Source organism: Paracoccus hibiscisoli, assembly GCF_005048265.1.
In the GTDB taxonomy this organism is placed as follows: domain Bacteria; phylum Pseudomonadota; class Alphaproteobacteria; order Rhodobacterales; family Rhodobacteraceae; genus Paracoccus; species Paracoccus hibiscisoli.
Genome location: NZ_SUNH01000046.1, coordinates 1 through 13,470 on the forward strand (window position 1 = coordinate 1; position 13,470 = coordinate 13,470).

At 60.3% G+C, this 13,470-nt stretch carries 14 protein-coding genes; 3 read left to right on the top strand and 11 right to left on the bottom strand.

Annotation, left to right across the window (positions count from 1 at the left end; genetic code table 11):
- Window positions 1-80: 80 nt before the first annotated feature.
- The 5 genes from FA740_RS18215 to FA740_RS18235 all read right to left on the bottom strand — a co-directional run bounded on the left by FA740_RS18215 (window position 81) and on the right by FA740_RS18235 (window position 4,599).
- Window positions 81-998 (bottom strand): PAS domain-containing protein, encoded by a 918-nt coding sequence (locus FA740_RS18215; protein ID WP_136858248.1) that lies wholly within the window; start codon window positions 996-998, stop codon window positions 81-83.
- Window positions 999-1,330: 332 nt separating this feature from the next.
- Entirely contained in the window at window positions 1,331-1,879 is a 549-nt protein-coding gene (locus FA740_RS18220; RefSeq protein ID WP_169306369.1) for an SAM-dependent methyltransferase, read from the bottom strand.
- Window positions 1,857-2,558 (bottom strand): PIG-L deacetylase family protein, encoded by a 702-nt coding sequence (locus FA740_RS18225; protein WP_136858250.1) that lies wholly within the window; start codon window positions 2,556-2,558, stop codon window positions 1,857-1,859. Before FA740_RS18225 ends, FA740_RS18220 begins: the two co-directional genes overlap by 23 nt.
- On the bottom strand, window positions 2,555-3,595 hold the full coding sequence (locus tag FA740_RS18230) for an acyl-CoA dehydrogenase family protein (RefSeq protein WP_136858251.1): 1,041 nt from the start codon (window positions 3,593-3,595) through the stop codon (window positions 2,555-2,557). The genes FA740_RS18225 and FA740_RS18230 overlap by 4 nt, the downstream gene beginning before the upstream one ends.
- Entirely contained in the window at window positions 3,592-4,599 is a 1,008-nt protein-coding gene (locus FA740_RS18235) for a glycosyltransferase (RefSeq protein WP_169306370.1), read from the bottom strand. The genes FA740_RS18230 and FA740_RS18235 overlap by 4 nt, the downstream gene beginning before the upstream one ends.
- A 682-nt stretch (window positions 4,600-5,281) precedes the next feature.
- Here FA740_RS18235 and FA740_RS18240 point away from each other — a divergent pair.
- Window positions 5,282-6,187 carry an extracellular catalytic domain type 1 short-chain-length polyhydroxyalkanoate depolymerase gene (locus FA740_RS18240; RefSeq protein WP_136858223.1) on the top strand — a complete coding sequence of 302 codons (906 nt, stop codon included), beginning with the start codon at window positions 5,282-5,284 and terminating at the stop codon, window positions 6,185-6,187.
- Between the two features lie 56 nt (window positions 6,188-6,243).
- Here FA740_RS18240 and FA740_RS19815 read toward each other — a convergent pair whose 3' ends face one another.
- The 4 genes from FA740_RS19815 to FA740_RS18255 are packed head-to-tail and all read right to left on the bottom strand — an operon-like array spanning window position 6,244 to window position 9,139.
- Window positions 6,244-6,402 carry a hypothetical protein gene (locus tag FA740_RS19815; RefSeq protein WP_169306365.1) on the bottom strand — a complete coding sequence of 53 codons (159 nt, stop codon included), beginning with the start codon at window positions 6,400-6,402 and terminating at the stop codon, window positions 6,244-6,246.
- A 26-nt stretch (window positions 6,403-6,428) separates the two neighbouring features.
- On the bottom strand, window positions 6,429-7,598 hold the full coding sequence (locus FA740_RS18245; RefSeq protein WP_136858222.1) for a zinc-dependent alcohol dehydrogenase: 1,170 nt from the start codon (window positions 7,596-7,598) through the stop codon (window positions 6,429-6,431).
- 3 nt (window positions 7,599-7,601) lie between these two features.
- Complete coding sequence (locus tag FA740_RS18250) at window positions 7,602-8,261, bottom strand: SRPBCC family protein (RefSeq protein WP_136858221.1); 660 nt, start codon at window positions 8,259-8,261, stop codon at window positions 7,602-7,604.
- Window positions 8,262-8,314: 53 nt separating this feature from the next.
- On the bottom strand, window positions 8,315-9,139 hold the full coding sequence (locus FA740_RS18255) for a manganese catalase family protein (protein WP_136858220.1): 825 nt from the start codon (window positions 9,137-9,139) through the stop codon (window positions 8,315-8,317).
- 316 nt (window positions 9,140-9,455) lie between these two features.
- Here FA740_RS18255 and FA740_RS18260 point away from each other — a divergent pair, with 316 nt between their 5' ends.
- Window positions 9,456-10,457, top strand: a complete 1,002-nt coding sequence (locus FA740_RS18260; protein ID WP_211243749.1) for a sensor histidine kinase — start codon at window positions 9,456-9,458, stop codon at window positions 10,455-10,457.
- 36 nt (window positions 10,458-10,493) lie between these two features.
- On the opposite strand, the gene FA740_RS18265 is transcribed toward FA740_RS18260, so the two are convergent.
- Window positions 10,494-11,252, bottom strand: a complete 759-nt coding sequence (locus FA740_RS18265) for a Crp/Fnr family transcriptional regulator (protein WP_136858219.1) — start codon at window positions 11,250-11,252, stop codon at window positions 10,494-10,496.
- A gap of 178 nt (window positions 11,253-11,430) precedes the next feature.
- On the opposite strand from FA740_RS18265, the gene FA740_RS18270 reads away from it, so the two are divergent.
- A complete protein-coding gene (locus tag FA740_RS18270; RefSeq protein ID WP_136858218.1) occupies window positions 11,431-12,417 on the top strand; it encodes a GAF domain-containing protein in 987 nt (328 codons plus the stop codon).
- A 257-nt stretch (window positions 12,418-12,674) separates the two neighbouring features.
- Here the strand turns inward: FA740_RS18270 and FA740_RS20245 are convergent, their stop codons facing one another.
- Entirely contained in the window at window positions 12,675-12,956 is a 282-nt protein-coding gene (locus FA740_RS20245; RefSeq protein WP_246053723.1) for a P-loop NTPase family protein, read from the bottom strand.
- Window positions 12,957-13,470 lie beyond the last annotated feature (514 nt).

Consider the following 13,470-nt stretch of genomic DNA (forward strand, 5'->3'; position numbering starts at 1 on the left):
GCTCGTCCTGATCCTGAAGTTTGATCGCCGCTGCGTTCGCATACATGATCGGCCAGAAATCAATGGCGCCTTCGCCCCGTTCAAGCATGACGGCTCCGGTGGTCATCGCGTCGATGGCAGTCCTGAACAGTCTGATGATCCTGAAGTTTGATCGCCGCTGCGTTCGCATACATGATCGGCCAGAAATCAATGGCGCCTTCGCCCCGTTCAAGCATGACGGCTCCGGTGGTCATCGCGTCGATGGCAGTCCTGAACAGTCTGAGATCGCGCTGTTCGCTCACCTCGCGGGTCACGTCCCGGAAGTGGACCGCGATGCCTGTCTGCGCAGGATGCACGGTGACGTGAAACCAGCTTTCCAATGGCGCGAAATAAGTTTGGAATGTTTTTGAGTGTCCCGTTTCACTAACGGCTCGGTAAGTCTGCTCAAAGATCGTGCCGCAGGTTTCCGGAAACTCCTCCCAGATGCACTGCCCGACAAGCTCTTCCGGATCGCGGCGGAGCATGTGCTCAGATGCAGCATTCAAGAAGGTAAACCGCCAGTTGTTGTCGAGGAGATAAAACCCGTCGGTCATCGTACGCAGCACGAAGGATAACTCCGCCTGTGCGCGCATTTGCTCGTCAACCGCAGCGCGTTCCCGACTGATATCCTGAAACGCACCCTGCAGGGCTACTACCCGTCCGTCCTGCAGGATCGCTTCGCCGATGGTCCTGGCCCAAAACATCCTGCCCGTCATTGACCGACATTGGACATCCAAATTCCACGATGTTCCCTTGGCAAGACAGGCGCTAACGGCCTCCGTAACAGGTTGTCTGCTATTCCCGACATAAAACGATAGAGCAAAACCGAGATTGAGTTCTGTTCCCTCTGGCACGGCAAACAAATCATGAAGAAGCGGGGTCCATTCAACACGATCCTCCCCAACGCGGTAATACCACGCCCCAGTCTGGCTGGCTGCGCAGGCGCCCCGCAGCAGTCGGAGCTCGTCATTCTGATCCATCACCTGCGTCCTTCTGGACTATGGTCAGATACCCCAAAAGAGGTATCCGCCGGGAAACCGTCAATAACCATTCTGAGGGCCAGCCTCTTCAACTTCCAGATGTAAAGCCCTGCGCATCAGTGAATAAAGTTCGTTTGATTTGGGTACACCCCAACCCTATGCGTCCAGAATTTCATAGTATCTACAGATGTTGCATCATAGAAAAGGGCTATGAAGCCTACTCCAATCAAGGACTCTCACGACGGTCAAAGTCCTTAAGCGGCTCCTTTCAAAGCCCTGCTTTCCGACTTGTACAGGTCGAACTCCTCTGGGTGCACCAGTCTGCACCGTTGTCAGAACAAGTCGATGCGATAGCCTTTGCAATGATGGGTCTGGCCGCCGCCCAGCACATCACCCAACAGACCGACGGCTTCAGTTCCGGTTAGTGGTTCGTCTGTCGGACCGGTCCAGTTGACGGCAACGACCGCGCCGGTTGCGTGATGGCGCAGCCAAACACCCAGATCCACGATATCGGCAGGGGTGAGGAAATACAGAACTTCGGACAGGACAACCAGATCAGGCCGGATCTGTGGCAGGTTCCGGGGGGCCGTGCCCTGGATGACGCGTGCATGCGGACAAGGGGTGAGCGCCTGTTTCGCCAGGGCGACGGCCGCAGGAATGCAGTCCATCACGGTCAGGGTCTCACAGCGATCAGCCAGCAGGGTCGCAAATGTGCCATTGCCGCAACCGACCTCCAGGGCATGGTGGAACGGACCCAGACCGATTGCGGCCAGGGTCGCCTGGTACTTCAGCGCCTCATACGGGCTGGATCGGTGGTTCCACGGATCATCGCTGAGGGCATAGAGCCGCGAGAGGTGATCAAGGATGTCGTTGGAGGGCAAGGACGATCTCCGGATGGGACAGAAAATGGGCTTGATGCGCATCGGTCATGACGAACCCTGCCGGATCGTCGTCGATAAGACGCGTCATCTGCGTGCGGTGGCAGGCCAGCGCCTGACGCTTGGCCGCTTTTGCCGGATCTGACGCGACAAGCAGATCGGCCGGGGCAATGAGGTCTGTAAACCGGCCCCAAATGGGGTAGAACCCCAATGTGATATCGGACCGGTCGGCGGCGACGCGTCGTGCAAGACTGGCCACCCGGCGATGGTCGATATGCGGGTCCATAGCCCAGCTGGCCAGAACCAGCGCGTTCGAAGGGATCAGGACGTCCAGAATGGTGGCGGTATGCGCATCATCTGGGGCCTGACAATCACCATGCCCCATCCAGCTTACCGTCGCTGCCGGCGCAAGAATGGCGCAGGCTGCACGCAGCTCCTCCTGCCGGACCTGGGCAATCCTGTCTGCAGGCCACATCATTGAGTTGGGATGCGAGCGCGAACCATCGGTCACGCACACGATATGGCAGGCATTCCCCCGCCTTGCGGCATCAAACAGCAGCGCTCCACAGCCCAAAGTCTCGTCATCGGGATGGGGGGCGATGACGACAAGCGGCCGGTCACCCAGCAGCTCTGCCGGTGACAGGTGACGTGCCGTGTCGAGAGCGTTCAGAAACCCGCTCATCCGATCCACCGACGGGCCAGGTCCGGGTCCGACAGGATGCTGCCTACCGACGCCAGGGCCAGAGCGTCGGGCGCCGCCTGCCGAAGATAGACACTCAGATCCCGGCGGATCCGTTCAGCCGGATGGCCCGTGGCGAACGAGCCCACCCCCAGGGCCTGATCCATCATGGTCAGGACGGCCACCGCCTCATCGGCCACGCGGAGCCTGGCCAGGATCGAGTACTGAGCATCGTCTGCCACAGCATCGGGACGCTCGATCCGGCAGGCCGCCTGTGCCACCCACAAGCGCGCCGTCTCTGTGGCGGTGATCATGGCGTGCAAGCGCTTTGCCTGCAGCGGGGCTTCCTGATGGCCGCGGGCGCAGAGTTGATCGGCCGTCAGCGCCGTCAAGGCCTGCATGGCGCCCAGCTGAACGGCAGCGTAGCGCCAAACACCGCCATGGAAATGCGGCTCGATCAGATAGGCATCGGGCATCCCCAGAGGAACTGCATCCGCCAGCGCCAGCCCATTCAGGTCACAGCGCCCGGATGCCGTGGCCCGCATCCCCGACATGGCCCATTCCTCGGGGAACAGGCGTCCCTGCAGCTGGTCTCTGCGAAACATCAGCAGATGCAATCCCGCATCCGATCGTGCTGTGACGATGACGCGATCAATCACATCGGCGCCGCTCGCGAACAGCTTCTGGCCGGTCAGAATGCCGCTCTCCAGCCGCACCGGATCGGGACCGTCAGCACCCCAGATGCCGTGCAGCAGACCCTGTTCCACGGCGTCCAATGGTCCACCATGAAGATGAAGCAACTTGACGGCGTTCACGTGTCCTTCGAACAAACGTCCGGCCGAGAGATCCGCCCGCCCGACGCAAACCAAAGCGTCCACCAGCTTCAGCGGATCGCTTGGGTGATGTGCCAGCGTCTGACTTGCCGCCAGCAACCCGCTGTCGCGCAACACCGACACCAGCGTGGCACCGGAAGGCTCGACCTCGCCACGACGTGCCAGATTGTCGAACCGGCAACGGGCTGCTGCGACAGGGCACCTCATTGAGCGGCCATCGCGGCGCCATGCCCGACATGGTGATAGAGGTCGGGGCGAACTGTCCCCACATAAAGTTGCGTCAACCCCGCCAGCCCCTTTTCCAGATCGGACGCGCGCAGGACCCGCCCTTGCGCGACCGAGCGATCGGGATAGCGCGTCGCCCGCCCTGCCATCGCATCCGACCAAAGATCATGCAGCAGATCCACTGGCAGCATGGCCTGATCGGCCAGGGGATCGTCCTGCTGCATGCGGTGGCGCAGACACGCAGCCATGCCCCCCATAGCGCGCCCCCTCAACCTGGCAGAGACGCGGGCCTGCATGGTGGGGCAGTAATGAACAATGAGGTCGTGCAGCTCGGCGCGATAGACCAGGGCGCGATCTTCGCTGTGATCCATCCTGGGCAATCCACCGACCTGAAGGTAACGGTCGGCAAGGATCGCCATCGACGCGCCGGACTCCATGTAATGCGGGCGCAGCGCGCCGATCGCCTGACGTCCGGCGAGTTGGTCCAAGGCATGTCGAATACGATGCTGTATGGCGCTGTAGCGACGTTCCGCATGGGTGATCCGGGCCCCGGACCGCGTGGCAAGAACATGGGGCGCGTGGGCGCTGATAGCACCGCAGACCAGATCCGCCCCCGCCTGCACGGACTGACAGGCTGCGCGGATCCACATCGTCCCGGGGACGGCGTCAGCATCCGTCGTCATGAGAAGCCCCCCCGGCACGGCGGCTATATCCATCGCCAGCCGCCGCGCGCGACCCGCGCTGGCATCGGATGTTTCGCAGTCAGCCTCAACCACCACGACCTCCAGCGCGGCATCCCGGAAAGCTCGCGCAATGTCGGCGCTGGCGTCCGTACAGTCATTCGCAAAAATCACCGCCCGTACAGGCAACGAGACCCCCGCAGCAGCCCGCGCCACGGCCTTCAAAAGTCGTGGCAACCGCGCCGCCTCGTCACGAACGGGTATGGCGATGTCGATCCGAGTAAAGGTGCCGCCTAAAAGATCCACTGGAGATCCCTGCATTTGAACATTCGGGGCAGTCGCATTATAACCCCTCTCAACCACTGCGCGTTCCCGTAACAAATCGCAGTCGCCTACCCGTTGGGAGCGGTCCAACAACTGCCGACAGGCGGTTACGTCTGTTCTCGCCTGTGTATAAGAGAGTGCTGCCATTCCTGCATTGCGGTAGCTTGGCCTTCGCCGCGAGGTAATGACTGGAGTCGCGTTGACCGAATCTAGTCGGACAGCCGTTGCCATCTGCTCGGTGTTTAATCCTCCCAAATACCGGGTGGAGGGAACATTCCGTCATCCATGGCCTGCTTCGAGATACGTTCGACAGAATGAGCTGTTCCCTGTCGAAACTCCTTCTCCGAAGAAAATATGCCAGTTTGTGCACCGCTCCCGCACTGTCGAATACCGGCATTTCCGTGGCTCGTGCGCTGCCTAAGACTCCCTGCCCCGCTTAATCTGAAGTCTTTTGCCTTAGTCACGGCGACGGGCCAGTTGCGCCCGCGGGAATATGCAGATTGATCGGGACGTTAAATTCAATCGCTCTGTGGGATCGGCCTTCGTTATAGTGCCTACGCCAGAATTTAAGATGCCTGTCTCATGTGGACGATAATGGAACCGACTCTGCGTCACATCCGTTCGATCAGCGAAGCCATAGCCCGGCTCCGGCAAAGGAGCGCTTATGCCCATATCATCCAATCACCCCGACCGCCTGACGCCACTCGTGGCCTTCGGGACCAATCCCGGCGCGCTGCTGGCGAACACATATATTCCAAAGGGCTTTCGCCCGGGCGGACCGCTTGTCGTGGTGCTGCATGGCAGCACGCAGTCAGCCGAAGGGTATGATGGTGGATCGGGGTGGTCCGCGCTGGCGGATGAATATGGCATCGCCCTATTGTTCCCCGAACAGCGCATCAGCAACAACTTCAAAGGAGCCTTCAACTGGTTCCGACGCGGTGACAGCGGCCGGGGCTATGGCGAGCCTCTCTCCATCCGCCATATGATCGATGATGTCGTGACGGAGCATGCCATAGACCCGTTCCGCGTTTTCATCACGGGCCTATCGTCTGGCGGCGCCATGACGTCGGTGATGCTGGCAACCTATCCCGAAGTCTTTGCCGGGGGCGCCATCATTGCGGGTCTGCCTTATCGCACCGCCAACACGCTGATGCAGGCCCTGTACCGCATGAAGGGCTACAGCGGCCCGTCTGACCGGCAGCTAACGGCATTGGTCCGCGACGCGTCGGATAACAGGGGGCCATGGCCAACGATCTCAGTCTGGCATGGTGCACGCGACCGGACCGTGGACATGTGCAACGCCGATTCAATCGTGCGCCAGTGGCAGCAGATCCACCAGGTCGAGGGTCCCCCGGATTCGATCGAGCATCATGACGGCTATACGCGCCAGGTCTGGACCAACGCGCAGGGACGCGTGCTGATCGACGAAATTCTCATTAAGGGGATGGATCATGGCACGCCGATCGGGGCCGGAGGCAAGAAAGGCCTGGGCCGCGAAGGCGCTTACATGCTGGAGGTCGGCATCTCGTCGACGCGGATCATTGCCGATGCTTGGGGATTGACGAAATAGGATAGCTTCTTGGATCAGCGCATCCGGGCAATGGGTGCGCTGATCCGGGAGGTATATCAGGGTTTCGGGCGATCAGCCTTGGTCCGGTTTTCCATCTTTGCGGGGTTCAGCGCGTCGAAGTCCTCGGGCTCGTGCTCGACGCCGGCATGGCGCCCCTGCCCGTTCTGGCGGTCTGGCTCATGCGCTCCGGGTTCCGGTTTCTTGTCGGTCGTCATTGGTCTCTCCTGTCTTTGCGCGTTGGTCACGTCTTCAGCACGACCTTGGTCCAGTCGTTCTGGTTCCAGCGGAACCCGTCATAGCCCTTGGCTGCGTCCTCCAGCGGCAGGCGATGAGAGATCATGAAGGTCGTGTCGAGTTCCCCTTCCTGAATGCGGCGCAGCAGGTCGTGGGTATAGGCCTGCACATGGGTCTGGCCGGTGCGCAGCTGCAGCCCCTTCTGCATCAGCGCGCCAAGCGGGAACTTGTCCATGAATCCGCCATAGACGCCGGGGATCGACACGCGCCCGCCCTTGCGCACGGCCATCAGCGCCTCGCGCAGCGCGTGACCGCTGTCCACGCCGATGCCCACGGCCTGCTTGATATTGTCCATCACCGTGTCCAGGGCAAAGCCGTGCGCCTCCATGCCGACCGCGTCGATGACGGCGTCCGCACCGATGCCGCCGGTCATCTCCATGATCGCCTCCAGCACCGAAGTCTGCTTGAAGTCGATCACCTCGGCCCCCATTCGGCGGGCCAGGACCAGACGGTTGGGATAGTGGTCGATGGCGATGACGCGTGCTGCGCCCATCAACCGCGCAGCCTGGATCGCGAACAGCCCGACCGGACCGCAGCCCCAGACCACGACAGTGTCATCCGGCTCGATATCGGCGTTGTCCGCGGCCATCCAGCCCGTGGGCAGGATGTCGGACAGGAACAGAACCTCATCGTCGTCCATGCCTTCGGGGATGACGATCGGACCCACGTCGGAAAACGGCACGCGGACATACTCTGCCTGTCCACCCGGATAGCCGCCCGTCAGGTGGCTATAGCCGAACAAGCCGGCGGCCGCATGGCCGAACATGGCTTCGGTCGGGTCCTGCTTGTCGGCAGGGTTGGAGTTGTCGCAAGCCGAGAACTGAGCCCGCTGGCAAAAAAAGCACGCGCCACAGGAAATAGTGAAGGGCACGACGACCCGCTGGCCGACCTTCAGCGTGCTGCCGGGGCCGACATCGACAACCCGGCCCATGAACTCGTGACCCAGAATGTCGCCCGCCTGCATGCCGGGGATCACCCCGTCGAACAGGTGCAGGTCGGACCCGCAGATCGCGGTCGAGGTGACCTGGATGATCGCGTCACGGGGGTTGACGATCTGGGGGTCGGGCATCGTCTCGACGCGGACGTCGTACTTGCCGTGCCAGGTGAGTGCGCGCATGGATCAGGCCTCCTGTCTGCGGTTGCGGGGGGTGGCGATTTCGCCGGTCTCAAGGAACATCTTAAGCCGCTTCAGCTCGCGACGGCCCTGAATGGCAGGGTCCGCTTGAAACAGCATGGCCACGACCCGGCCAAGTGCCCCCATGGGCGGCGCATAGCCAATGACAGCCGTTACCTCGGTGCCGCGCTTGCCTGGGGCGTCACGGAAGGTGATCCTTCCCTTGGTTTCGATCTGCGACCCCTCGGTCGAGGCCCATGCGATGACCTTACCAGGCTCATCCTCGGTGATCCGGGTCCGCAACTTGATGTCAGCTCCAGCGCCGCACAGGGTCCAGTGGGTGATCTCGCCTCGGGTTTCCACCGAGTCGACGCTCTCCATAACACCGCTCAGGTTGTCGAACTTGCGCCAGAAGCGGTAAATCTCCTCTCGTGGCCGGTCGATGGTCACGGTCCGGCCGGCGAAGGTAAAGCGGCCCCCCGATGCGTGTTTCAGGGTGCGCTCCGGCGCACTGTCCGCGGGACGGCGTTTGGGCTGCCGCAGAAACAGCCAAGTGGCGCCCGCCACCCCCAAACAGACACCAAGAGCAATTCCCGGCCCTGGCCCCGATCCGGGGCGGGTGGCGTGGCGGGTGCGATAGGGTTCGGAGACGATATAGCGGGGCATGGACGGTCCTTTCAGACAGGCTGCGGCACCGCATTACGGTGCCGCGCCATGGATTATTGCTGTTCGATCTGGGTGCCCGAATTGGGGCGCGCACGGCCCAGGTCGGGCTTTTGTCCCAGGGGCTCGACCTTTTCGCGAACGGTGAACTCGGCCCGCCCGTCCAGCGAGGGTCCCGAGGTCCAGCGCCCCTCCGGGGTCGGCTCGTCCAGCGACGTGTTCAGGAAATAATACGAATGCTCGGTCGCTTCGTGTTCCGTGGGCGTGGAATTCGGGATCGGCAGGACAGCCTGCATTCCGCCCAATTCTTCGATCACGGCCAGCCACTGCTGCTGATGCATGGTGTCACGCGCGATCAGGAAGGACAGCATATCCTTCATCCCCGCATCATCCGTCATGTTGTACAGCCGCGACGCCAGAACGCGTCCGCTACCCTCAGCCATGGCATTGGCCATCATGTCGGCGGCCAGATTGCCCGAAGCATAAACATGGCTCATGTCGAAGGGGATACCGTTCGAATCCACAGGCATCGCCGACAGACCTGAAGACAGAATATGCCGGGGATCGGCACCACCCATGATCGCATGAACGATCGGATCGCGGGCGGCATCCTCCTGCACGGTCAAGGGCGCGCCCTCAAGATTCAGGGCAACGGCATGGCCCAGAAACTCGATATGGCTCAATTCCTCAGTGGCAGTCATCATCAGCATGTCACGATACTTGCTGTCGCCCCGCGCACCCATTGCCTGAAAAAAATACTGCATGGCAACCCGGATCTCTCCTTCGACACCACCGATCGCCTGCTGCAGATACTTGGCGAACTGGGGATCGGGACGATCGACACGGACTTGATATTGCAGCTTACCTGAATGGTAAAACATGGCTGGCTATCCTTTCATGCTGGACCCTGGTCGGGCATGGGTCCAACAAGGGGATACTGCTATTGTTCCGGGTCGTAATTCTGCAATATGGGAAATATGGCGTCAGAAAAGATATTCAGCTGAAAATCTCGGCTGAGAATCTCATATAAGTGTATGTTGCAAAGGCGCTAATTTCTGTGCTTGCCCTGCCTGAGCGGAAACTGGCTAATTCATGTTAGCCAAGCATATATATTTGCTGAGATTTTCTCTGCTGTGGTATCTATATGCCAAGCACAATGTTTTAATTCATGAAAATCATCAGGAAAAGTGAAGCACCTTGCCCCATAAATCGGCGACCGACCCCGATTGGGGCTATGATGTGCTACGCCGTGCCATCGATGCTGCCGGCATCAGCCTATGGACCTGGCACATCGACACCGATGACCTGACCATGGACGAAAAGGGCTACGCTCTTTGGGGCATCGCACCTGATCGGGACGTGACGTTTGAATGCCTGTCGGCCAAGGTCCATCCTGCAGACAGGGACAGGGTCCGGGCCGCTTTCAACGCCACGCGGGCGCTGGTCGGCACGTATGAGATCGATTTTCGGACCGTGCATGACGGCGTCGTGCGGTGGATCTCTGCGCGGGGCAAGGGCGATGACACCGGGATCGTCGAGCAAAAAGTATCGGGCGTCTTTCTGGACATCACCGATCGCAAGCAGGCCGAAGAGGGGCACGAACTGCTGGCAGGCGAAATGAGCCACCGCGTCAAGAACCTGCTGGCCATCGCGTCGGGACTGACGCGGATCACCTCGCGCTGCTCTAGCTCGGTTGAGGACATGACGTCCCAGCTGATGCATCGCCTGACCGCGTTGGATCGTGCCCATGACCTGGTCCGCCCCCTGCCCGGCGGAGAGGGACGGGCCGCGTTGCTGGGTGATATCTTCACTGTCCTGCTGGCACCCTATGATGATGACGGGGCGTTCGCCGGTCGTATCCGGGTTGCCGTTCCACGGATCGGTGTCGGTCAGGAAACGGCCACGTCGTTGGCGCTGGCGGTTCATGAATTGGCAACCAACGCGCTGAAATACGGCGCACTATCCGTGGCGACCGGCACATTAGATATCTCGGGGACCATGGATAACGATGTCGTCCAGATATCCTGGGCGGAACAGGGCGCGCCGGAGATGGACCGTGGCAGGAAATCCCATGGCTATGGCAGTGTGCTTGTCCAGCAAACCGTCGAGGGGCAGCTTGGCGGCACTATCACCTACGATTGGACGAAAAATGGAGCAGTCATCAAGATGACGCTGAACAAGGCGTGCCTGGCAGGCTGAAACGCAGGTGTGCGACCCCGCGCAGGCGTCGGCTGTTCACCGCCCTCGTCCACCCTTGGTCGGCTGGTACGCGGTGTCGGGCGGGAACAAAAACTCCTCGAACCTGGCCCTGACCACGCCATAGCATTCGCAGGATGCGGCCTCCATTCCCGCTCGATCCTCGATCTGCATCAGACCCCGGCGATAGGTGATGAATCCGCGCCTCTGCAGCGATTGTGCGGCATGCGTGATCGACGTGCGGTTTGCACCCATCACCCGTGCCAGGAATTCGTGTGTATAGGTCAACTCGTTCCCCTTGGCGCGATCGTGCATCATCAGAAGCCATCGGCACATCCGCTGCTCAATCGTGTGCAAGGCGTTGCAGCCGACGGTTTGGGCGACCTGTGACAGGACCGTGTCGGAATAGCTGACGAACAGATCCTGGATTTCCGGATCGGCGTGAAACAACTCCCTGAGCGGAGAAATCTCGCAGCGCTGCATCGGCCCAACCAGTTGCACCAGACATCGGGTGCTGGATGCCGCACCATACATTGCAGGGAAAATCCCGAACGCCCCTTCGTTGCCGATATTGGCACATTCAATCTCAGCCCCGTTCTCCATGACCGTCAGCAGCGAAAGCACGCAGCCCTCAGGGAAATAAGCGTGAGTCAGCAGGCCGCCTGCCTCGCAAATGATATCGCCCAATGTGACGTCGACAGGCTCCAGAGAGGGCAGGATATACTGATAGGCGTCTTCACCAAGAGCGCCGAGGATCGTATTCGAGCCAGGCTTGGCCAAGCTGCTTGCAGTTTTCATGGAAGGCTTTCTGCCACGCTGACGGCCCCGATCGGATCGTCTTTGCGAGTGACGCAGTTTAGCGCGGTAACCCATAAGATAGTTCCGCAATCTGTTGGCTGCTCAACAGACAGGCATACGGGCGCAGTCTATACATTTTGAACAGACAAATCTTATATGGTCCAATCTTGGAGTTTGCATGTCCGATCCGAAACCAGAATACGGCACAGAACGGCAATACGAACCCGCCTCCCAGGCTTGTCAGCCGGACTCGACGTCAGATGCTGGCGACAGGATTGTATCAAGACACAATGTGGTCCGCCTGACCAACAGCGGCCTGTTGCTTCCTGCCAGGACGCCGATGTTCGATCGTGTCGTTGATCAGACCCGTCGGATCTTCAACTGCCGGGCCAGCATGTTGACGATCATCGACGAGGAAAACGATAGACAGTTCTTCAAGGCTGAGTCCGGTCTTGCCTCCTCAGCCGATGACGCCAGGGAAACATCACTCGCCTATTCGTTTTGCAAAACGGTGGTTCAAAATTCTGCGCCGCTTGTCATCAAGGACGCCCGAAACGATCCGCGTGTCACCGGGCATGAAGCCATCGCAAGGTTCGATGCCGTCGCCTATCTGGGCGTGCCGATCAAGGACGAGACCGGTCAGGCGATCGCAGCCCTGTGCCTGGTCGAGCCCGTGCCGCGCAACTGGACCTCGGCCAACATCGAGGTTCTTCAGGCCTTCGCCGAGGGCGTGTCCACGCAGATCAAGAGCATGTTCTGGGCCGAGAAGGCGCGAACTGAGAACTCAGGCATCACACGGGATGTCCCCTTCCGCATCGGCAAGATCGTGGGAGCGTCGTTGACCTACCATCACGGACCAGACGGCACCGAGCGGATCGAAAACGCTTCGAGGGAAACCGCAGATATCTGGGGCATGCTCGGGCATGTCTATGCTGATACATACAGCGATGTCTTTGGGATGTGTCTAGTCGAGGACTATCCCTTGGCACGCGCCTCCTTCGGAAACTCTGCGGCGGGCATGATCCCTTGGCATCACAAATGGCGAATCAGAACGCCCCAGGGCCAGGTAAAGTGGCTGGAGGGTCATGGTCTGCCGGTGCCCAGCTCTGTGGGCGGTATCCTTTGGAAGTGCATCGTGAGCGACGTCACCCCCGTCTTTTCCTGAACGTCCCTGTTCTTGCCATCCCGGTTCCAGACCCCTTGATGTGAAGCCCTCCGCATTCTTCTGACGATGCAGGCGGACCAGAACGGCAGGGGTCACTGTGTTGACCCAGTGCTGGTCTCATCAGCGGCAGGCTGAGCGTGAGGGGCATCTCCCTCCCCTGGCCGGTGTCCTGCATCGTCAGCTTGTTACAATCCTATCGATTTCCAGCATGTAGCTGGTGTTAGAGGTGGCCGGCTCTGCCGTCCGGTCGTCCAGTGTCAGCACCGTGCACTTCCGGCGCGTAAAAAAAGCTTCAGCGCCAGGATCTGGCAGCGGTAGTGAAGCGGGTTCTGCCCTAGCAGCCGAAGTTCGGACAGGCTGTCCAGCCCCACTCGGGTGGGGACGGTCCTCTCCACCAGCTCAAAGATGGCGCGGGCCGTTTCGGTCAGCTCGACCTCGCTCGAATGCAGCAGCGACTGCTCCTGATCGACGCCAAACTCGTCGGCAGTATTAAATATCTTGATGTACAGGCCGCGGTGACCGACCCGCCGCCCCTCCATCAGAAACTTCAGCGCCAGGTCGACTTGCCCGATCCCGGCATCCCCTCGACAAGGTAGAGCCTGTACGGCTTCAGCCCACCCCGCAGCATGCCATCAAGACTAGATGTCCCCGTCCCGGACCAGCGGTTGAGTTCCAATCCTCAGGAATATCCGGTCGCCAGCGCTTTGGTCCGCAAGACCAGCAAGACCGGCAAGACCGGCAAGACCAGCAAGACTGCGGCCTCACCAATGCCCGCACCACCTAATAAGAGATGATCGCCATAGATGTTGCAGCGCCGCCTATCGGATGATCTCGGTCCTAACAATAATTATTAAAATCAAATTATTGTATTTTAAATAATCACTTATTATTCACTTTGAAGAACACTCCGGGCTTTCTGAACACCGACGTTATTGACGGTTCCATCTTCGTCACCGGCTGGCCCGCAGCATCGCAATCGCATCGTATTTCCTCGGAAATCCGTAAGCACCCGGCGCACTCCACCGCTTGCATCCGTCTACAAACGGTCGTTTA